The sequence below is a fragment of the Tenacibaculum jejuense genome, from assembly GCF_900198195.1.
In the GTDB taxonomy this organism is placed as follows: Bacteria; Bacteroidota; Bacteroidia; order Flavobacteriales; family Flavobacteriaceae; genus Polaribacter; species Polaribacter jejuensis.
In genome coordinates, this window is record NZ_LT899436.1 from 1,261,521 (window position 1) to 1,284,014 (window position 22,494).

A 22,494-nucleotide genomic window follows, 5' to 3' on the forward strand; every position below is an offset into this window, starting at 1 on the left:
GACTCATTTTAAATTTTGAGCAAATCAACTGATAAACAAGAATCAAATCGACTCATTGGAAGCAATGATACCTTTTTCTATACTTTTTTTGTATTGAAGAGGTGTAATACCTTCACTATTTTTAAAAACTCTATTAAAAGTTGCTTTGGAATTGAATCCAGAATCAAAAGCAATGGCAAGTAAGGTTAATTGATTAGAATCACCTTTTCGAATACTTTCTTTAAAATTTTGAATTCGATATGAATTTACATAATCATAAAAGCTAGTTTTCAAATGTTGATTGATGAAATTAGAAAGTTTTTTATCTGAAATCTCAAGAGCATCTGCTGTTTCTCTTAATGTTAGATTTTGTTGTTTAAATAACTGTCTGTTTTCAAATAATTCTTTCAATTTCTTCTCTAAATCTAAAAACTCATCAGATTGAATTAGAGTAGGAGATTGGCTATATAGTTTGGTTTCTGTTTTTTCTACTTCTTGAGTTGTCAAAAAAACTTGAGATTGATTTAATCCATAATATCCCATATACCAGATTAATCCAGTTAAGTATAAAAGATTAATAAAAAGTACCAATTGAAGGGAAGGATAAGCAATTAAGATTCCGCCGCAAATCATATCAATTATTAACAAAGCAATTAAACCATTTACCCATATCGAAAACCATTTTAAATCAATGTTTTTTGTAAAAGAGTAATTCTTTTTAAGAGTAGTTCTATATTTTTTTAAAGTTCTATAGCAATTGTACAAACAGTAAATAAAGTAAATAGAACCTAAAAATGGAATAATGTAAATTAGAGTACTGTAATTAAATCCTTGTTCATTTGTTGGAATTTTAAAAATATAACTAGGTAATGTAAATGTTAGTAATCCAATAAAGAAAGGAATCAAATCCTTAATTACTTTTTGAATTGTGATTTTACCATAAATAGCTTGTACATAATTTAACAATAATGGACCTAAAGCCATATAGATAATTGCTCCAAACGGAAGTATTAAAGTACTAATTGTATCACTTTGTATGTAGGATGAAGCATAAGTTAAAAACAAAACAAGTAAACATACTAATATGAATGCTAATATCTGATTTGAAAATTGCTTTTTAAATCTGTTTATAACAAGAAGAATCAATAAAAGATTTAGTGTAATTCCTGAGTAAATAATGAATAGGAAGAAATCTTGCAATTTGTTTGTTTTTGACTAAAATTTAAACAAATATAGTTTTTCAAAGAAGTTGTTAAAATATAAAAACAAAAAAAGATCACTAAGTAAAATTAGTGATCTTTAAACAAACAACTAAATTCTAAAACCTATAAAAGTTGAAGAAATTGTTAAGCCCGAAGGCTAATATTGTTAGAAGCAGTATTTGTTTTCTGCTTTTAATTTTTCTGCAATAGTATTGCGTAACTCAACTACGTTAGGGTAGTTTGTATATTTAGTGAAACGCTTAAGTCCCATTAACATCATACGTTGCTCATCACCTTCAGCGAAAGAAACGATTCCTTCTCTAGCACTTTGAGTAATAATTTCTACAGCATTATATAAATATAATTTAGCCATAGCAATTTGCTCTTTTTGTGCATCTTCACCAAAACGCTTAACGTTTTTCTCAGTTCTTAAGATACCAGATTCTGCCATGTAAATCTCGATTAAGATGTTAGAAGCAGCAGTTAATAACTGTTGGTGCTTTTCTAAATCTGGACCGAACTTTTGTAATGCAGCTCCAGCAACCATTAAGAATACTTTCTTTAATCTTCCAATAAGATCTTTTTCTTCAGAGAATAACTCAGAAAAATCAGGAACATCAAAAGAAGGAATACCCATTAATTCATTTCCAACAGCAGTTGCTGGTCCTAATAAATCAACATGACCTTTCATTGCTTTCTTAACTAACATTCCTACAGAAAGTAATCTGTTAATTTCGTTAGTACCTTCATAGATACGAGCGATACGAGCATCTCTCCATGCAGCCTCCATTGGAGTTTCCTCAGAGAATCCCATACCACCAAAGATTTGGATCCCTTCGTCAGCACAGTTTTGAATATCTTCAGAAACAGCAACCTTTAAGATTGAACATTCGATTGCATATTCTTCAACTCCTTTTAATTCAGCTTCTTGATGTGTATTTCCTTCAGATTCACGGATAGCGATTCTATCTTCAATGTTTTTAGCAGCTCTATAAGAAGCAGACTCACCAACATATGCGCTAGTTGCCATTTCAGCTAACTTAGATTTGATAGCACCAAACTCGCCGATTGGAGTTTTAAATTGCTTACGCTCGTTAGCATATTTTACAGCATCAGTAATTACTCTTCTTTGAGAATCTAAACAGGCAGCAGCTAATTTGATACGACCAACGTTTAATGCGTTCATTGCGATTTTAAATCCACCACCACGCTCAGATAACATGTTTTCAACTGGAATTAAAGTATCATTAAAAAATACTTGACGCGTAGAAGAAGCTCTAATACCTAATTTGTGCTCTTCTTCACCTAAAGTTACTCCGTTAGGATTGTCTTTATCGTATTCTAAGATAAATCCAGTAATGTTTTTATCATCTTCGATACGAGCAAAAACGATGAAAATCTCAGCAAACCCTGCATTTGAGATCCACATTTTTTGTCCGTTAATTTTATAATGTTTACCATCCTCAGTTAACTCAGCAGTAGTTTTACCAGAGTTAGCATCAGATCCTGCACCCGGCTCAGTTAAACAATAAGCTCCAAATCTTTCACCCATTGCTAAAGCTGGTACATATTTTTGCTTTTGCTCTTCAGTACCGTATAATGTAATTGGCATAGTACCAATTCCTGTATGCGCACCAAAAGCAGTACTAAATGAACCTGTTCCACTAGAAATGTAATCACATACTAACATTGTAGAAACAAATCCCATACCTAATCCTCCGTAAGTATCAGGTACTGCAACACCTAAGAAACCTAATTCACCTGCTTTACGCATAGTTTCTTCAGTTAATGCATAATCTTTAGCCTCGAAACGAGTTTTATGAGGAATAATTTCACGATCGTTAAATTCGATAACCGCGTCTCTCATCATTGTTTGCTCCTCAGTAAAATCTTCAGGAGTAAATATATCTTCGCAATTAGTTTCTTTTACTAAGAATTGTCCTCCTCGTAAAATGTCTTTATTTAATGTTTCAGCCATCTTTTTGTATTATAATTTTTTGTTACGTTAGTTTAAGAATTCAAAAATACCAGCAGCACCCTGTCCAGTACCTACACACATAGTTACCATTCCGTATTTATTCTTCATTTCACGCTTACGCATTTCGTCGAATAATTGAACAGATAACTTCGCTCCTGTACATCCTAACGGATGACCTAAAGCAATAGCTCCACCATTTACGTTGATTATATCTGGATTTAATCCTAATTCTCTGATTACAGCTAATGATTGAGAAGCAAATGCTTCATTTAACTCAATTAAGTCAATATCGTTTTGTTGTAAACCAGCTTGTTTTAATGCCTTTGGAATAGCAGCAACAGGTCCGATTCCCATAATTCTAGGAGGAACACCAGCAGCAGCATAACTTACCATACGAGCAATTGGTTCAAGATTTAATTCTTTCACCATATCTTCACTCATTACCATTACGAAAGCAGCTCCATCACTTGTTTGAGATGAGTTACCAGCAGTAACAGATCCGTTAGCAGCAAATACTGGACGTAATCTTTGTAAACCTTCGATAGTAGAACCTTTACGAGGACCTTCATCTTTAGTTACAGTAAATTTACGTGTTGCTTTTTTTCCTTTACCATCGATGTATGTTTCTTCTACTTCGATAGGAACGATTTGATCTTGAAAACGATCTTCAGATTGTGCTTTTAGTGCTTTTAAGTGAGAATTTAAAGCAAATTCATCTTGATCTTCACGAGAAATTTTATACTCTTGAGCTACAGCTTCAGCAGTATTTCCCATTCCCCAATAATAATCTTCGTGACCAGCGTTCACAATATTATAGTTTAGTTCAGGTTTAAAACCAGTCATCGGTACAGAAGTCATACTTTCAGCACCACCAGCAATAATACACTCAGCCATTCCTGATTGAATCTTTGCTACAGCCATACCAATCGTTTCTAATCCTGAAGAACAAAAACGGTTTACTGTAACACCCGGTACATCAACAGAATTTAATCCTATTAATGAAATAATACGAGCCATGTTTAATCCTTGAGATCCTTCTGGCATAGCATTTCCCACAATTACATCATCAATACGTTTTACGTCAAACTCAGGAAGTTTTCCCATCATGTATTGAATTGTCTCAGCAGCTAATTCATCTGCTCTCTTAAATCTAAAACCACCTCTTTTTGATTTTCCTACGGCAGTTCTATATCCTTTTACTATATATGCTGTTTTCATATTCTTTTAGTATTGAGTATTGAGTTTTTAGTATTGAGTTTATAGTTTCTGCTGAAAAGCATAATTCATTTTTTGTATTTCAATACACAACTCAATAATAGGTTGTACTTTGTCTTTATTAATTAAGTTTAATTCAATTATTAATATCAATTGCGTTTGTAATTCATAACTAGAACCATTAGCAATACTTAAAAAATGTTTAAACTCATTTTGTGAATTTCTACCAGCGCCTTCTGCTATATTAGAAGGTATAGAAATAGCACATCTTTTTATCTGAGATGTTAGTCCGAATTTTTCATCAATTGGTAATTCTGAAACAAGTAGATATATAGCTTTTGTTAACTCTATTGACTTTTGCCATATTTTTAAATTTTCTACTTTATGCATTTCTAACTACTTAATACTAATATCTCAATACTAATCGTAACTTTAGTTACGAAGAGGTTTACCAGTTTTTAACATGTGCTGAATACGCTCTAATGTTTTACGTTCTGTAGTTAGACTTAAGAACGCTTCACGCTCGATGTCTAATAAATACTGTTCAGAAACTTTTGTTGGTTCTGATAAATCTCCACCAGCCATAACATAAGCCAGTTTGTTTGCAATCTTTTGATCGTGTTCTGAAATGAATCTACTTGCTTGCATAGAATCAGTAGCTACCATAAATGCACCTAATGCTTGTTTACCAAGAACTAATACATCGTTACGGTGTACTGGTTGTGTATAACCTGCATCAGCTAGTAATAATGCATGTTTCTTAGCTTCAGCAATTTGACGATCTCTGTTTACAACCACAACATCTTTTCCTTGTTGTAATAAACCTAAATCAAAAGCTTCGTAAGCAGAAGTAGATACCTTAGCCATACCAATAGTTAAGAAATACTCTTGAAGAACATTTAACTGAACATCTCCTTTACGGAATGTATCAGAAGCTCTTAAAGCCATTTCCTTAGAACCACCACCACCAGGAATAACTCCAACACCGAATTCAACTAATCCCATGTATGTTTCAGCAGCAGCAACAACTTTGTCAGCATGTAATGATAATTCACATCCTCCACCTAAAGCCATTCCATGAGGAGCAGCGATAACAGGAATAGATGAATAACGCATACGCGTCATCGTATCTTGGAAATACTTAATAGCCATGTTTAACTCATCGTACTCTTGCTCAACAGCCATCATAAAGATCATTCCGATGTTTGCACCTACAGAGAAGTTTGCTCCTTGGTTACCAACAACTAATCCTTCGAAGTCTTTTTCAGCTAAATCAACAGCTTTGTTTAATCCAGCTAAAACATCACCACCGATTGTATTCATTTTAGATTGGAATTCACAGTTTAAGATACCGTCTCCTAAATCTTCAATAACAACTCCAGAGTTTTTGAATACTTCTTTAGATTTTCTAATGTTATCTAAGATGATAAATGCGTCTTGACCAGGTTTTTTAACCTGAGCTTTTTCATTTACATCATAATAATAAGTAGCTCCGTCTTTTACAGTGTAGAAAGCAGTTTCTCCTTTTGCTACCATTTCAGTAACCCAAGCAGCAGGTTCTTTTCCTTCAGCTTTCATTAATTCGATACCTTTCTCAACTCCAACAGCATCCCAAATTTCGAATGGTCCATTTTCCCAACCGAAACCAGCTTTCATGGCATCATCAATTCTATATAATTCGTCAGAAATTTCTGGAATTCTATTCTGAACATAAGCAAACATTGCAGCAAAGTTCTTACGGTAGAATTCTCCAGCTTTATCTTTACCACCAACTAATACTTTAAAACGATCAATTGGCTTGTCTATAGTTTTAGTTAATTCAAGAGTAGCAAACTTAGCACGCTTTTTAGAACGATATTCCATCGTGTCTAAATCAAGTGTTAAGATTTCTTTCTTTCCTTCAGCATTTACCGACTTCTTATAGAAACCTTGTTTTGTTTTACTACCTAACCATTTGTTTTCCATCATTGTATTGATGAAATCTGGTAATTTAAATAAGTCGTGAGCTTCGTCGTCTGGACAATTATCATAAATTCCATTAGCTACATGTACTAATGTATCCAAACCTACAACATCTACAGTACGGAAAGTAGCTGATTTAGGACGACCAATTACTGGTCCAGTTAATTTATCAACTTCTTCAACTGTTAAACCTAATTCTTTTACTTGGTGGAATAACGATTGGATTCCAAAAATACCAATACGGTTTCCAATAAAAGCAGGAGTATCTTTAGCTAATACAGAAGTTTTTCCTAAGAACTTATCTCCGTATTCCATTAAGAAGTCAGTAACTTCTTGCTTACAGTCTGGTCCAGGAACAACTTCGAATAATTTTAAGTAACGAGGTGGATTAAAGAAGTGAGTTACAGCAAAATGTTTTCTGAAGTCTTCGCTTCTTCCTTCATTCATAAATTTGATAGGAATACCAGAAGTATTAGAAGAAATAATAGTACCAGGAGTACGATATTTTTCTACTTTTTCAAAAACACTTTGTTTAATATCTAAACGTTCAACAACAACTTCCATTACCCAATCAACATCTTTAATTAGGTGTAAATCATCATCAATATTACCTGTAGTAATTCTATCAGCAAACTTTTTGTTGTAGATAGGGGACGGTTTAGATTTTAAAGAAGCCGTTAAAGCATCGTTTACTAAACGATTACGAACAACTTTGTCTTCTAGAGTTAATCCTTTTGCTTTCTCTTTGTCTGTTAGTTCTCTTGGTACTATGTCCAAAAGTAATACATCAACACCGATGTTAGCAAAGTGACAAGCGATACCAGATCCCATAATACCTGATCCAATAATCGCTACCTTTTTAATTCTTCTTTTGCTCATTACTTATATAGGTTTGAATTTTTATACAGCTTGAGAAGATATATCTCCGTATATCTTTTTTTCAGCTATAAGCTTGTTTATAATTTCTGTTACTTTAAAAAAACTTTGAATTTCTTTATCTGTTAAACGTTCGCGGACCTTATTATTAAATTGATAAACATGACCTTTAGAAATCTCACGTTTTTCTTTACCAAATTCAGTAAGCTTAATAATTACACTTCTACCATCCTCAGGATTTTTTTCTCTTAAGATTAAACCTTTATCTTCCATAGATTTTAAAATTCTAGAAAGACTTGTTGGTTCCATTCCCATTAAAGGACCCAGTGAAGTAGAAGGAGTTCCGTTCTCGTAATCAATATTTAATAATACAAAAGCCATTGCCATAGTACTATCATGTTTTGATGCTTGTTCATTATACATCTTTGCTACAGCTTGCCATGTAGCTCTTAATTGGTGATCTATTGATTTACTTTTATCCATATAACATTTCAAAGATATAAAAATTTATTATGCATGCATAGTAAATAGAGGAAAAATTATGCATGCATAATAAATTTTAACGATTAATTAATATGAAAAATTGAGATTATGGGATTATAACTTCAATATTTTTAAGAGATTATCAGTTTTTTGGATGAAACTAGAATTTTAACAGAGTAGTTCTGTTGATTGATTTATAGTAACGATGATCTGTAAAATCATTAATTATAAAAATGTCGATATTTCTTTCTCCAGTATTTTTATCTTAGTCAAACACATATAAAGAGTTGTTTTTTTAGATAAAAAAGTTGAAAAAATGTAACATATTGTAATATAACATTACTAATACTCATAAAAGTGTGTAAGTTTGTCATAAAACTTGATCAAGCTATAATCAAATAACCAAAAATCAATGAGTAATTTATTAGAAATTAATAATGTAGTAAAAAGCTATGGAGATTATACTGCATTAAATAATGTATCGATGCATATTCCTAAAGGAAGTGTATTCGGACTTCTTGGTCCTAATGGTGCAGGAAAAACTTCCTTAATTAGAATTATCAATCAAATTACAATGCCAGATAGTGGAGAAGTAATTTTAGATGGAGAAAAATTGGCACCTCATCATATCGAACAGATTGGTTATTTACCAGAAGAAAGAGGATTGTATAAATCAATGAAAGTAGGAGATCAGGCTTTGTACTTAGCCCAACTGAAAGGAATGAGTAAATCTGAAGCTAAAAAAAGATTGAAATATTGGTTTGAGAAATTTGATATTACAGCTTGGTGGAACAAAAAGATAGAGGAATTATCTAAAGGTATGGCTCAAAAAGTACAGTTTATCGTAACTGTTCTTCATCAACCTAAGTTATTAATTTTTGATGAACCATTTTCTGGTTTCGATCCAATTAATGCTCAGTTAATCGCTAAAGAAATATTACAATTAAGAGACGAAGGTGCAACTATTATTTTTTCAACACATAGAATGGAAAGTGTTGAGGAAATGTGTGATTATATTGCATTAATAAATAAGTCTAATAAAATTTTAGATGGGAAGTTAGATGATATTAAGCGTCAGTATAGAACCAATGTTTTTGAAGTTGGATTAAAAACAGATTCACCTGAAGAAGTACAACAAAAATTAAGTCAGAATTTTGAAGTTTCCCCAGCAGATTTTAAATCTTTAAATGAAGGGTTAAAGTTAAATGTAAAATTAGCTGGAGGAAATAACGCAAATGATTTATTATCATTTTTAACTTCAAATGGTCAGGTAAATCATTTTGTAGAATTAGTGCCTAGTGCAAACGATATTTTTATTCAATCAATAAACAAAACAATTTAAGATGAACAAGTTAAAGTTAATTATACAACGCGAGTTTATTGCAAAGGTTAAAAATAAATCATTTATAATAATGACTTTTTTAAGTCCATTATTAATGGTTGGTATGGGAGCTTTAGTATTTTTCTTAACTAAGAAAAATAAAGAGAAAGTGAAAAAAATAGTTTTTGTTGATGAATCTGGAATCTTTTCTAAAGATGTATTTAAAGATTCTAAAACATTACAATTTGAAGATTATACAAAATTAGGTATAGAGGAAACTAAGAAAAAAGTAGAAGAAGGAGATTACTACGGAGCATTATACCTACCTAAAAAAGATAGTTTAGAAATTCTAGCAAAATCAATAGAGTTTTATTCTAAAGACTCTCCAGGATTAACTGTAATGGATGACATTGAAAGAAAGATAGATGCGCGTTTACGAAACCTTAAGTTAACTGATTTTGGAATAGATTTAGCAAAAATTAAAGCTTCTAAAATTTCTTCAGATGTAAAAATGTATAATTTCTCTGGAGAAGAATCATCTAAGGCCAAGAATGTAGCGAGTATAATTGCTGGAGGTGCTGCAGGTTATCTACTGTTTATGTTTGTTTTAATTTACGGAACTTCTGTAATGCGTAGTGTTATCGAAGAAAAAACAAGTAGAATTATCGAAGTAATTGTTTCTTCAGTAAAACCTTTTCAGCTAATGTTAGGTAAAATTATAGGTAATGCATCTGCAGGTTTATTACAGTTCTTTATTTGGGGGATTATATTATTTGCTTTAAGTATGATTTTACCAGCAATATTTGGTGTAAGTATTTCTGAAATGCAAACTGCTCAAGTTTCCGCAGAACAAATGGAAACAATAAAACAAGCAGCTGATATGGGGAAATTTGAAAAAATCATTAGAGGTGTTTTAGATTTACCATTACTTCAAATGTTTATTTTATTTATCTTTTATTTCTTTGGAGGTTACATGTTATATAGTTCTTTATTTGCAGCTATAGGAGCAGCAGTAGACAACGAGACAGATTCACAGCAATTTATGACTCCAATAATGCTACCTTTAATATTGGGAGTTTATGTTGGGTTCTTTACAGTAATAAATGATCCTCACGGACCAATTTCGGTGATATTTTCATATATACCATTTACATCGCCAATTGTTATGTTAATGCGTATCCCATTTGGTGTAGCTTGGTGGGAAATTGTAATTTCGTTATTAATATTAATTCTTACTTTTATGAGTGCTGTTTGGATAGCTGCTAAAATATATAGAGTTGGTATTTTAATGTACGGAAAGAAACCGAACTATAAAGATTTATGGAAGTGGATTCGTTATAGTTCATAATAAAAAATAATGGAGGAAATAAATAACGTATTAAACTATACTTTTCATTACAACGATCATATTAGCATCAGTGTAAAATCAATATTAATACTGATAGCTGTAATTATGTTAGCTTCTTTTCTTTTAAAGTTATTTAAAAGATATGTAAAAGGTAAATTACAAGCTCAAGATAAAAACAAGTTCGATACTGTTTTTTCTTTCGGAAAGTGGTTGTTATACATTATTATTTTCTTAATCACATTACAAAGTTCTGGAGTTCAGATTACAGCAGTTTTTGCAGCGTCTACAGCCTTATTAATTGGTGTTGGTTTGGCACTCCAGACTTTCTTTCAGGATATTATTTCTGGAATCTTCATTATTATGGATCAAAGTGTTCATGTAGGAGATTATATTGAAATTGATGGTAAAGTAGGTAGAGTTGTTGATATCAAATTACGAACTACAAGAGCTGTAACTATCGAAAATAAAGTGCTTGTGATACCTAATCACTTGTATTTAAAAAACAGCTTATACAATTGGACACAAAACGGAAGTAAAACTAAAAGTTCAGTACAAGTTGGAGTTGCTTATGGAACAGATGTTCAGTTGGTGAAAAAAATATTACTTCAAACTGCCGATGAGCACAAACAAATCTTGAAAACACCTGAACCAATTGTTTTATTTAAAAACTTTGGAGATAGTTCTTTAGATTTTGAGCTTGTTTTCTCAATTCATAATAGCTTTCAATTGGCTATTATACAGAGTGACTTACGTTTTCGAATAGATGAATTATTCAGAGAGCATCAAATTAGTATTCCTTTTCCACAACGAGATGTTCATATTATTCAAAAAAATGAATAGTCATTAAACTTCAAACTCTATTAAGATGAAATTTCAATTTTACCTTTTAATTTTTTCAATTTTTATTATAGGATGTAATCAGATAAAAAAAGAAGAAAAAGAAGAGGTGAAAACAGAAATAATCGAGATTAAAAATATCTTTAAAGAAGAAGAAGTTAAGTGGTTTAAAAATAAAGGAACAGCTACAATAAAAGGTGTAGCAAGGTTTAAGTCTAAAAAAGGAAATATACGTTTTGGCGAAGAATTTTCTGTTGAATTAATGCCTTACACTGCTTATTCAGAAGAACGGTTATCTCATATTTATAAAGACAAAAAAGCAGATTTTGTATTTGCAGCAGACGGAGTACCAAAGTTTACTCCTGACCCTAAAGGATATCATGATACAATAAAAGTAACTTGTAATGCTGATGGAACATTTGAGTATTCTAATTTACCATCAGGGAAATACTATATAGTAGCTTTCATGATTTTTGATGGTGGAGGAGGAATTATGAGACATTTTGAACTTAAAGAAGGAGAAAATAAGACGTTAGAAATGACTAACTATTAAATGTTAATTGCTAAAAAATTAATGAAAATAAGAAAAGTTCTAAAGGGATTATTGTTTATTTGTTTCGGATTATTCTTTTTATTTAGCATAGTTGATGTTCAATTATCTATTGAAATTGTTGTATTCTTTATTATTGCTTTAGTAGTAGTGAAACTAAACGAATTACTCATGATTTATTTCAGAAGTAACTATAGAAAATCACTAGGTAGAATTGAATTATTTAGATCAAAATTTTGGGACTACTTAATTTCTATCATAGCAATATTTCTATTGTATTTAACCATAAGATATGACTATTTATTAGAGCTTAAACCTAATACTTTTGTCAATTTCTTTTTTGATCCTAAAGCCAATCATTTTGCTTACTATATAATTTCTTTAACCTACCTTATTAGTTTAGTAATAAATGATAATCGCATTTTTTATTATACAAAACAAGGTTTGGTTACTAAAGGAAATTACTTTGAAGATTATCTTTGGGAAGATTTTAAAACTTATACATTAATTGAGGAACAGTCTTTGATTAGGTTTACAAAGAAAAATGATAAATTTCTTTTTGTTAAGTACGAAGAGTCGTATTTTCAAGAAAACAAAACAGAGATTTTAAACGTGTTGAATAAAAACATACCATATGTCTAAAATATTAATCATAGAAGACGAAGCAGCAATTCGTCGAGTATTGAAAAAAATTATTTCAGAAGAAAATGATAGTTATCAAGTAGAAGAAGCAGAAGACGGTTTAGCAGGAATTGAGCTAATTAAAAACAACGATTACGATCTTGTACTTTGTGATATTAAAATGCCAAAGATGGATGGAGTAGAGGTATTAGAGAAAGCAAAAAAGATTAAACCAGAAATTCCAATGGTAATGATCTCTGGTCATGGAGATCTGGATACAGCCGTAAATACAATGCGTTTAGGTGCTTTCGATTATATCTCAAAGCCACCAGATTTAAATCGTTTGTTAAATACAGTTCGTAATGCTCTAGACAGAAAAGAACTTGTTGTAGAAAACAAGCGTTTAAAGAAAAAGGTGAGTAAAAATTATGAAATGATAGGGGAGAGTGATGCAATTACCCATATTAAAGATATCATTGAAAAAGTAGCCGCTACAGATGCACGTGTTTTAATTACTGGTCCGAATGGAACAGGAAAAGAATTAGTTGCGCATTGGCTTCACGAAAAATCAGATAGAGCTAAGGCTCCAATGATAGAGGTAAATTGCGCGGCTATTCCATCTGAATTGATAGAAAGTGAATTATTTGGACATGTAAAAGGAAGTTTTACTGGAGCAAATAAAGATAGAGCAGGTAAATTCGAAGCTGCAAATGGAGGAACTATTTTTTTAGATGAGATTGGAGATATGAGTTTGTCTGCCCAAGCAAAAGTATTAAGAGCTTTACAGGAAAATAGAATTTCAAGAGTTGGGTCAGATAAAGACATAAAAGTTAATGTACGAGTATTAGCAGCAACCAATAAAGATTTAAAAAAGGAAATCGCAGAAGGACGTTTTCGAGAAGATTTATATCACCGATTAGCTGTAATTTTAATTAAGGTTCCAGCATTAAACGATAGGAGAGAAGATATTCCTTCATTGGTAGAGTTTTTTGCAAATAAAATTGCAAATGAACAAGGTACACCTAAGAAAGAGTTTGCTAAAGAAGCGATTAAATTATTACAAGAATACGATTGGACAGGTAATATTCGCGAGTTACGAAATGTAGTTGAGCGTTTAATTATTCTTGGAGAAAAAACAGTATCAGCAAACGATATCAAATTATTTGCAAGTAAATAAGAGTTAAATGATATAAGCTTTACTAGGAATTTAATTTCTTGTAGAAGAAAGAATAGAATCAACAAAAAAAGAAGAGTTTTAAACTCTTCTTTTTATTTAATAATTTTTCTAGCTAATCCGTAAAATCCAATTCTTGTTGCTGTTTTAATAGCAGAGACAATCCATTTATGAATAGATAAACTTTCATTAAACTCATGCTTAACTAGTTTTATTTCTTCAATTGCGATATTTCGTTTTAATTTTAATCGTTTTAATTCTTGGCTTATTTCTTCTTGATTTTTATAAGATTTCTTCATCATCAAAATATTTTTTAGATAAACTTTGTATTACTTTATTTTCTATTAAGTCTTTTGTTAGATATCCTAAAAAAGCAAACAAAATGAAAATAAGTGCAACGGTAATGTAACCTAAAGTATCATTGTTAAAATAACTGCCGATTGCAGATGAAGCAAATGCAGCCATAAATATTAATGAAATAAGTAAGAAAACACCAACAATAGCAAACCTAAAAATTAGACTAATAGATGAGGTTAAAATCTGAAAAATTTTTAATTCGTAATATTTTTTAGAATATTTTAAAAACTCTTCCGCTTTATCCACTGCTTTTTCTGATGTGGTATCTAAAGATTCAAAAACAGACATTACTTTGTTTGTAATTTTTTATTCTTAGCTTTTAAAATCTTTAACTTTTCTTCCAAGTTAGTGATAATATCATCTGTTTTATAACTAGCATCACTTACAATACTTTCTAATTTGTCTTCCAAAGTGTTTTTCTTTGAATTTATAACTTCAGAAATATTATCAGAAAGGTTTTCCGCTTTGTTTACAATTTCGTTACTTATTGTATTAGCTTCGTTAACTAGTGTGTCTTTAGCAGAAACAGCACCTTCTTTTATCTTTTTTCTGGTTTTACTTCCTTTATCAGGAGCAAATAGAATTCCTAATCCGGCTCCAGCTACAACTCCTAGTAATACTCCTGCAATATTATTGTTATCCATATTATTTCGTTTTTTAATTGTTAATAAATTCAATTACAAAATTATACGACTAACATGTTTGATCTTAACTCAAAAACTATAATTGTTGACTCAATTACCCATTTTTAAACGAGTTAATCAGAAAGTTGAGTGAATATTTTCTTTAATACTTTAGATTCTAGTGTTGAAAATAATTTTAGCTGTGTTAAGTGTATTTAGGTTAATTTAAACCACTTTAATTTTTGAGATTTCGATATTTTTAGTCGAAAAAATTATACAAAAGAGTAGCTTAAAAATAAGAAAAGCCTTAGTTGACTAAAGCTTTTCTTCATGAGTTATTTCTTAAGAACATCTCCAATTACTAGTAGTGTTTCTCCTTTTTTTATTGGAGGAGTTCCAATAGTGAAAAGTATAATTCCATCAGCTTTGGCATAAACAGTTTCTAGTGTTTTGCCAAAGTAATCTGTGATTTCGCCAACTTTCATTCCTTTAGTAATATAATCTCCAGATTTTTTGAAAGGATAATAAATACCATCAAAAGAACTACTTTGGTAAGTTCGATTTTCTATGAATAAGTAAGCGTTTTTTTGAATAGCTTTTTCCAAACTAATTTTCATATTTAAATGAATTAGCATATTTAATATCCCTTCTTCTATTTTAAGAACAGCTTCATTTTCAACCATTCCTAATCGACCACATTCAATGTCTACAGAAGGAATATTTCTTTTAAAAGCTTCAGCAGAGCAGTATAAACTTGGTTTATCTTTTTTTACATAATCTTTTCCTTCTGTTTTAAAAATAACGATATGATCAAAAAGTAAAGCCTCTGCCATTTTTCGACCTTTTGAAGAAGCAGAAGCCATAGCCACATTTGAATAATATGCAGCATAGGGCATTAAATCTTCAGGAGCATCACCAGCATGTACATCAAGAAAAAAATCTGATTTTGCAATTATAGAATTGGTAATAAAATCTGCGATTTTTGCGGTAACTGTTCCGTTAGGATTTCCAGGGAAAGTTCTGTTTAAGTTCTTTCCATCTAAAGCATTTACAAATGGAGATCTGTTTGAAAAACTTCCAACATTAGCAATTTGAACTAAAATAACTACACCTTTTAATCTTTTAGGATTAATACTTTTAATTAAACGTTGTCCTGCCATAATTGGTGGATATTCATAACCGTGAACACCAGCAGTAATTCCTAAAGTGGGTCCTTTTTCGATACCACAGAAAACAGTTACAGGAATAAAGGTTGTATGGTTTTTATCAGAAATAGGAACTTTAAAATGTTTTTTTGTTCCTGCCGCTATAGTTTCTCCTTGAAAGGAAAATTGACTAAAAGATGCATTTGCAAGTAAAAAACACAGAATACCAATTAAATATTTCATCTTAAATTATTTTCTAAAGTGTATCAAAAGGCTTGAGCCTAGTAAAATTAAGGTTAATAAAAGGATTGGAATAATTGTTTTAATTAAACTAAAGTTGTTTTCTGCTTTAAAAAACTCTGGCTTATAGTTTTTCCAATATACAGAATTCACACTTTCATTTTCAAAAATTCTAGGATAGAAATCCAAACGTTTTCTTTCATGAAAATCAGAAGTAGCGTTTAAAAATTTTACATGTTGTACTAAACTTGTGTTGGCTATAGTGTTCATCGATAATTGAATTTGTAAAGGAGGAAAAAATTGAGCTATTTGTTTACTCAATTCAGCTCTTTTTTCAATTTTGTTATACATCTTAGAACGTTCTAGTTTCGATTCATCATCTCCCATTTGTTGCATTGCATAATACCAAACCCACGAAAAACCTTTGTCTTCAACTTTATATTTAGAAAATTGAGGATAATGTGCGTAAAACTTCTTCATAGTTTCTTGCTTGTCAGTATCCCATCTTTTATGATATTCATCACGTTGTTTAATCGTCATGCTTAAAGCTTCGTCAACTGGGTATTTATTAGTGATATAATTATTTACCAATACTGGCAAAAATACAACCAATACGAGCCAACTTGTTAAAAGTGTAATTGCATTTGTATTTGATGAATTTCTTAAAATGATAACAAAGAAACAAAGCGCAAACCAAAAAAAGATATAAATGTAACTTATGATAATCATGTTTATAAAGTCACTAGAAAAAGGAATGTTTAATACTATTTTTGCTAGAATGAATAGTACAGCTAAAACAATAGAAACGAATACTAATCGAATAGATAATTTCATTATTAAATATTGAAAAGTAGACTTTCCTTGTAGTGTCACCATTTTCCAAGTTCCATTTTCTTCTTCTTCCGATAGAATATTGAAATTTAAAGCAATAATAACTAAAGGAAATAGAAAGATAATAAGGAAACTTAAATCTAAATTTCCGACTTGCAAACGCATTGGGTTCACTAAATCTGTATCATATTTCTGACCTTCAAGATTTAAAATCTTGACATTTTGAATATGAGAATTTACATCGCTTTGTCCAATCGCTATTCCAGCAGTAGGTTGTAAATTATTGATGAACGAAAATTTTAAATAATACAATAATAAACCAATATCATCTTTATGTAAATGAACTTGATTTTCTATATGTTTTCGTTGTTGTTCTGTCGTTTTTTCTATTGCAGTTTGCTTCTGATTAAGAAACTGTTTTCCTGTACTAATTCCTAGAATTCCCAAAAGTATTAAAATTCCAAAGGCAAGTAGTACGGTTTTCGATCTAAAAAACTGTTTTATTAATAATGTATACACTTTAGATAATTTTAAAACGGTTAGAAAATTTTATCATAATTATAAAAGAGGAGATTAACCAAACAAAAAGACTGATGAAAGCCAAAAGTTGATTTTTTATCGTTTTACTTACGGATAAAAATTTGTATTCAAATTTTGGAGCAGATTTCCAGTATTCTTGTCCAACAACATGAACTTTTCCTTCGCTACTTGTTGCTTTATTACTTATAAACTTCATTTGAAGTTCATTCATGTATTGAGATTGTTTATATCTGTACTTTTCAGTCTGATTCAAGAAACCTACATAGGTAGTGAAATCTGTTCCAGATAAACTCATAGATAAGTTTTTAATAGCTAAATAAGGATTGAAGATCACCAAACCATTGGTTATACTATTCTGATTTTTGTATGATTGAATTAATTTATCTTGTTCTTGATTGTAAATTAAAGCTGTTTGTTCTTCTCCTTTACTCATTAAGAATCCGCTATAATTGAATGGTAAGTCTTTAACGTCGGTAACATTGTGGACTTTTAAAATTGAATCTCTAAGTCTATTAAAATGAGGATCGTTAGGATCGTGACTATCTCCTTTTTTAGAAACCTCTTCTTCAACTTCAGCTCTAAATTCAATTTTAGATAAGTTTGGGTAAATAGAGTTACCTAATACTTGTGAAGTTTTTGGAATGATAACAAAGAATAATAACCAACCGCCTAATAAAGTTAATAAGGCTTTATTTGAATTGGCACTTCGCCCGGAAATAATTATGGTAAGGCAACATAATATGGCATAAAATAAGATGTAACATATGCTTATTAAAATTATACGTACTACTACGGCATTATTTTCAAGATGAAAATCATCTACCAAAGCGATACTCCAAAGTGCTAATAAAGCAGGAATAAAAAATAAAGTAGCAATAAGAAATAGTCCTAAAGATTTTCCAAATAATAATTCTTTCATGGATACACCTTGGGTGTAATAAATTTTTAGAGTTCCGCTTTCTTTTTCAGAAGAAATAGCTGCATAACCAATAAAGAAAATTATTAAAGGTAAAATTAACTGTAGTAGCATAGCTATGTTTAAATCTCCAAAACGAACTAATCCGGTTGATAAACTTGCTTCTGAGAAATTTGCTGTATTTTGCCTGTGGGCTTCTAAAAAAATAGAATTACCAGTATAGCTTTCAATTCCAGAATCAAAAATTCGTAACGGATGTTGAGTTCGGAACGCGAAAGTTCCGAAATGTGCCATACGATGTGGATGTTTGTCTGGATTATCTTCCCAACTTTTTCTAGCTTTATCTTGATGATGTTCTATGGTATGATGATTTGCTTCAAAAGCATTCCAACCATCTACAGTTACATAAACAAGTATAAATAAGAAAATTATTAATAGAGCCAAAAGACCTTTAGAATTAAAGGTCTTTTTAAAGAACTGTTTTGCTATTAAAAAAACAACAGATTTTTTCATCTATTAAAATTTATAAGTAACGTTTAGTAAAACATTGCTTGGTGCACCAGGAGCTAATCTTGAAGGGAAAAGACCACCTAGCCAATATTTTTTATCGAATACATTATTCGCTTTAAGTGTTAATTGAATACCAGTATTTGCTGGTTTGTAATATAAAGCAGCGTCAAATACGGTATATTCAGGTAATAATACTCTATCTGGAAGATAACTTGGTGTATACCATGTAAACCTTTCATCTACATACTGAGCACCAAAACCAATTCCAATATCTTTTAATGTTTTAGTAGTAAAATCATAACGTCCCCAAAAATTAAAATTGTGTTTTGGAGCACCTCCAATGCGTTCACCAACTAAATCTTGTACAGAATCTTCTATAATTTTAGCGTCATTAAAACCATACGATGCAGTAATTTGGAAATCAGGTGTTAAGTAACCAGAAATATCCATTTCAAAACCTCTACTTCGTTGCTTACCTATAGTTGTTAAATCTTCTCTAACAAAAACATCACCTACTAAAATATTTTTCTGAGTAACTTCAAATAAAGCAAAGTTTGCATTTAATTTTCCATTTAAGAAATATCCTTTTGCTCCAAATTCTAGTAAACGACTTTCAAGTGGATCAAATCTTCCTGGAGAAGCTTGTCCGAAGAAACCTTCTGCACTAGGAGACAAAGACACAGTATTTGTATGTGGTTGGAAACCTTCTAAATAAGTACCATACGCACTAATATCATCGGTAATTTCATAAGTTAAACCTAGTCTTGGAATAAAAGATTCTTGTCTAAATTTTTGTTCATTAGTTCCGTTGTAATCAAAAATATCTGAAAACCATTCATACCTTAAGTTTACTAAAGCAGAGAATTTACCTATTTTAAATTGATTTTGAAGATAAATTCCGTCAGATGTTGTAAAGTTTGCTGGGATTTCAGTTTGTGTAAGTGCATAACTACTCGTATTTCTAATACCGTTAAAAGGATTTGTTAAATCTAAATGTGGAACAGCAGGTACTAATAATCCATTTGCTTGTTGAAAATCAGCAGGATCAGTAGCGTTTGCACCAGAAGGTCTAAATCTTTTGGTGCTACCGTCTAGTAATAAATAATCTCTAGCAGTATTAGTGCCATAAACACCTCTTTCCCAACGTGTGGCGTCATATCCAACTAAAATTTTATTGGTGAAATTATCATTTTTAATGTCATAGTTAAAAAAAGTACTTACATTGTTAGTGTTCCAAGCTTGCTGTCTTTCATTGTATCGCATGGCAATAAGATTAGGAACTATATCTCCATTAATGTCATAAGCACCACGGAAAGCATCTGCCCTATGTTCTTTTAAATCTTCATCCCAAGTTTGTTTCATGTATTGAGCATTAAACCCAAAGTTTTCAGTAAATTTTTTACTAAAACTAGCCATAAACATTACTTCTTTGGTATTGTAAAAGTCATTTAAAGCACCAGGATTTAAACTGATAGGAGTACTGTTAGGATCGTAATCTGCTCCAACTGGAGTAAAAATAGGTTGTCCTCTATCTAAGTTACCATCAGCAAGATTATAGATCATTTCTACATTAAGAGCAGTGCTTTCATTTGGGATATAACTAATAGACGGTGATACTAAAAAGGTATTATTATTAACAATATCTCTAAACGAATCTGCTTCTTGGTATGCGGCATTAAAACGATATAATAAAGTTTTTTCTTCATTTAAAGGACCTGTAAAATCTGCAGTAGTTCTTAAGGTTCCGAAACTACCAGCAGCAATAGAAATCTCGCTGCGTTTTTCTTTTAAAGGCTTTTTAGTTACCATGTTTACAGTACCTCCAGGGTCTGCACTAGAGAAAGTAACAGAAGAAGGTCCTTTGATTACTTCTACACGTTCTAAATGTGAGGTAATTGGCTGAATAAAATAAAATTGACGCGTACGCATACCATTCACTACTTGACCATCGTCTGCTTGGGTAATACCTCGAATATTATAATGATTGTATAAACCTGTAATAGAAACATTACTTACAGTTTTTACGGCTTCTGTTAATTGAAATGCTTGACGATCTGCAATTAATTCTTTTGTTACAGTAGAAACAGCTTGTGGTAATTCTTTATTTTTTATAGCAATTTTTGTTGCTGAAAAAGAATAATCACTATTATAATCATCTCGTTTTCTACCTATAATTTCTACAGATTGAAGTAATTCTGCAGACTCTTTCAAAATTATGTTACCTAAATCGATATTATTGTCAGCTATAGTTACAGCTTTAGTTTGTGTTTCAAAACCAACAAATGAGATACGAATTAAATAATCATCATTTTTACTAGCCTCTAATATGAATTTACCATCATAATCTGTTACAACTCCTCTGATGTTTTTAGATGCTTTTGTTAAAATAACATTAGCACCAAAAATAGGGGTGTTATCCGTATCTAAAACTGTCCCCGTAATTCTAGATTGTGAAAAACTTACATGTACCAGAAATATAAAGATTCCTAGTACTAACTTTCTAAATTTCATTATTGTGTATTTATATTGGTTTAAATTGTTTTGATATATAGTTCTTGCAATTGCTGAGCTGAAATATTTTCTGTTTCTTCGATATGAACTAATGTACCTTCTTTCATTATTCCTATTCGGGCACATATATTAACAGCGTTAAATATATCGTGAGTGGCCATTAATATTCCAACTCCATTAGCTGATAGCTCTTTACAAGTATTTGCAAATTCAACAGAAGCTTTAGGATCTAAACCAGATGTAGGTTCATCCATTAAAATATAAGAAGCATTTTTTGCTAAGGCTATAGCAATTCCAACTTTTTGTCGCATTCCTTTAGAATACTTTTTTAGTTTTTTCTTGAAGGCTTCCGGTTCTAGATTGGCTTTAGTTAAGTATTGTTTTAATTCTTCTTCACTATAAGAAAAACCAGCTAATCTACTGAAGAAATCAAGGTTTTCTAGTCCTGTTAAATTCCCATATAATTGAACAATTTCAGGAATGTATGCGATGGCGTTTTTTGTTGAGTTATTATTTTTATTGACAGGGATTTCATCAATAAGAGCTTCACCAGATGAAGGTTCTAATAAGCCTAAAAAAATATTGATTGTAGTAGTTTTACCGGCTCCATTTTGTCCGAGTAGACAAAAAATTTCTCCGGGAGCTACAGAAAAACTTAAATCTTTTAACGCTATTTTTTCATTATAGCGCATGCTAAGTTTTTTAGCTTGTAACATAATAATTGTATTTAAATATGAAAAATGAGTCCTTAAGAATTAAGAACATTTTTAGCAGATAATTTGCTAGATGTATGGTGTAATACACTTAACAATATTGAAAAAAAACAATTATTTAATTCAAATACTGAGCTTAAATGTATTGTATGAAATTAGGTGGCGATCTAGATTGTTTAAGATAAAGTATTATTGAATCTAGACTGTTTTCTAGTAGAAATATCTCTTTTGAAAAGAAATGAATTGAAAATGATGAAACTAATTTTGAAAAACTTTTTTTAATATCTAAATCTAGGTAAGTATCACAGATTAAACATTCTTCATCAGTATGATTACTCTTTCTGAATTCAATTTTTACAATAACTTCATCTATTTCTTTATCACTTGAAGAATGATAGTTGTGTTTGATTGTATGAAAAAAAACTATAAAGTGCGTTAGGAGTATAACGCAAGACAAAAATAAACTTGTTATGCTTTTGAGTTTTTTCAATTTGAGGGTTTATTGCATCAAAGTTGCAAATATAATGTAATTTTAAATTATTCTAAATAATGTGAAGTGTTA

At 30.6% G+C, this 22,494-nt stretch carries 20 protein-coding genes; 6 read left to right on the forward strand and 14 right to left on the reverse strand.

Annotated features, from left to right (window positions below):
• Positions 1-42: 42 nt before the first annotated feature.
• From AQ1685_RS05830 to AQ1685_RS05855, 6 genes are all read right to left on the reverse strand, one after another.
• Positions 43-1,179, reverse strand: a complete 1,137-nt coding sequence (locus AQ1685_RS05830; protein WP_157730124.1) for a helix-turn-helix domain-containing protein — start codon at positions 1,177-1,179, stop codon at positions 43-45.
• Between the two features lie 168 nt (positions 1,180-1,347).
• Positions 1,348-3,159, reverse strand: a complete 1,812-nt coding sequence (locus tag AQ1685_RS05835) for an acyl-CoA dehydrogenase family protein (RefSeq protein ID WP_095070270.1) — start codon at positions 3,157-3,159, stop codon at positions 1,348-1,350.
• Between the two features lie 27 nt (positions 3,160-3,186).
• The gene (locus AQ1685_RS05840; protein ID WP_095070277.1) at positions 3,187-4,377 is read right to left on the reverse strand and encodes an acetyl-CoA C-acyltransferase; all 1,191 of its coding nucleotides are present in this window, start codon (positions 4,375-4,377) and stop codon (positions 3,187-3,189) included.
• 39 nt (positions 4,378-4,416) lie between these two features.
• A complete protein-coding gene (locus AQ1685_RS05845; RefSeq protein ID WP_095070279.1) occupies positions 4,417-4,764 on the reverse strand; it encodes a four helix bundle protein in 348 nt (115 codons plus the stop codon).
• A gap of 42 nt (positions 4,765-4,806) precedes the next feature.
• The gene (locus AQ1685_RS05850) at positions 4,807-7,215 is read right to left on the reverse strand and encodes a 3-hydroxyacyl-CoA dehydrogenase/enoyl-CoA hydratase family protein (RefSeq protein ID WP_095070281.1); all 2,409 of its coding nucleotides are present in this window, start codon (positions 7,213-7,215) and stop codon (positions 4,807-4,809) included.
• Positions 7,216-7,236: 21 nt separating this feature from the next.
• A complete protein-coding gene (locus AQ1685_RS05855; protein WP_095070284.1) occupies positions 7,237-7,695 on the reverse strand; it encodes a MarR family winged helix-turn-helix transcriptional regulator in 459 nt (152 codons plus the stop codon).
• A 412-nt stretch (positions 7,696-8,107) separates the two neighbouring features.
• Here AQ1685_RS05855 and AQ1685_RS05860 point away from each other — a divergent pair, with 412 nt between their 5' ends.
• From AQ1685_RS05860 to AQ1685_RS05885, 6 genes are read left to right on the forward strand one after another with little or no spacing between them, the layout of a single operon-like run.
• Complete coding sequence (locus AQ1685_RS05860; protein WP_095070286.1) at positions 8,108-9,037, forward strand: ABC transporter ATP-binding protein; 930 nt, start codon at positions 8,108-8,110, stop codon at positions 9,035-9,037.
• Position 9,038: 1 nt separating this feature from the next.
• Positions 9,039-10,364: an ABC transporter permease gene (locus tag AQ1685_RS05865; RefSeq protein ID WP_095070288.1), complete on the forward strand. Its 1,326-nt coding sequence runs from the start codon at positions 9,039-9,041 to the stop codon at positions 10,362-10,364.
• Positions 10,365-10,373: 9 nt separating this feature from the next.
• Entirely contained in the window at positions 10,374-11,204 is an 831-nt protein-coding gene (locus AQ1685_RS05870; RefSeq protein ID WP_095070290.1) for a mechanosensitive ion channel family protein, read from the forward strand.
• Between the two features lie 25 nt (positions 11,205-11,229).
• Complete coding sequence (locus tag AQ1685_RS05875) at positions 11,230-11,754, forward strand: hypothetical protein (protein ID WP_095070292.1); 525 nt, start codon at positions 11,230-11,232, stop codon at positions 11,752-11,754.
• Positions 11,755-11,775: 21 nt separating this feature from the next.
• Positions 11,776-12,393, forward strand: coding sequence for a hypothetical protein (locus AQ1685_RS05880; RefSeq protein WP_157730125.1), 618 nt, complete (start codon positions 11,776-11,778; stop codon positions 12,391-12,393).
• Positions 12,386-13,549, forward strand: a complete 1,164-nt coding sequence (locus AQ1685_RS05885; protein WP_095070295.1) for a sigma-54-dependent transcriptional regulator — start codon at positions 12,386-12,388, stop codon at positions 13,547-13,549. The genes AQ1685_RS05880 and AQ1685_RS05885 overlap by 8 nt, the downstream gene beginning before the upstream one ends.
• A gap of 92 nt (positions 13,550-13,641) precedes the next feature.
• On the opposite strand, the gene AQ1685_RS05890 is transcribed toward AQ1685_RS05885, so the two are convergent.
• The 8 genes from AQ1685_RS05890 to AQ1685_RS05925 all read right to left on the reverse strand — a co-directional run bounded on the left by AQ1685_RS05890 (position 13,642) and on the right by AQ1685_RS05925 (position 21,935).
• A complete protein-coding gene (locus AQ1685_RS05890) occupies positions 13,642-13,845 on the reverse strand; it encodes a hypothetical protein (RefSeq protein ID WP_095070297.1) in 204 nt (67 codons plus the stop codon).
• The gene (locus tag AQ1685_RS05895) at positions 13,829-14,191 is read right to left on the reverse strand and encodes a hypothetical protein (RefSeq protein WP_095070300.1); all 363 of its coding nucleotides are present in this window, start codon (positions 14,189-14,191) and stop codon (positions 13,829-13,831) included. The genes AQ1685_RS05890 and AQ1685_RS05895 overlap by 17 nt, the downstream gene beginning before the upstream one ends.
• On the reverse strand, positions 14,191-14,547 hold the full coding sequence (locus AQ1685_RS05900) for a YtxH domain-containing protein (RefSeq protein WP_095070305.1): 357 nt from the start codon (positions 14,545-14,547) through the stop codon (positions 14,191-14,193). Before AQ1685_RS05900 ends, AQ1685_RS05895 begins: the two co-directional genes overlap by 1 nt.
• Before the next feature lie 314 nt (positions 14,548-14,861).
• Complete coding sequence (locus tag AQ1685_RS05905) at positions 14,862-15,914, reverse strand: M14 family metallopeptidase (protein WP_095070308.1); 1,053 nt, start codon at positions 15,912-15,914, stop codon at positions 14,862-14,864.
• Between the two features lie 6 nt (positions 15,915-15,920).
• Complete coding sequence (locus AQ1685_RS05910; RefSeq protein WP_095070310.1) at positions 15,921-17,261, reverse strand: DUF3526 domain-containing protein; 1,341 nt, start codon at positions 17,259-17,261, stop codon at positions 15,921-15,923.
• 1 nt (position 17,262) lies between these two features.
• Positions 17,263-18,711, reverse strand: a complete 1,449-nt coding sequence (locus AQ1685_RS05915; protein WP_095070313.1) for an ABC transporter permease — start codon at positions 18,709-18,711, stop codon at positions 17,263-17,265.
• Between the two features lie 3 nt (positions 18,712-18,714).
• Complete coding sequence (locus AQ1685_RS05920; RefSeq protein WP_095070315.1) at positions 18,715-21,219, reverse strand: TonB-dependent receptor; 2,505 nt, start codon at positions 21,217-21,219, stop codon at positions 18,715-18,717.
• Between the two features lie 20 nt (positions 21,220-21,239).
• Positions 21,240-21,935 (reverse strand): ABC transporter ATP-binding protein, encoded by a 696-nt coding sequence (locus AQ1685_RS05925; protein WP_095070317.1) that lies wholly within the window; start codon positions 21,933-21,935, stop codon positions 21,240-21,242.
• Positions 21,936-22,494: the final 559 nt, after the last annotated feature.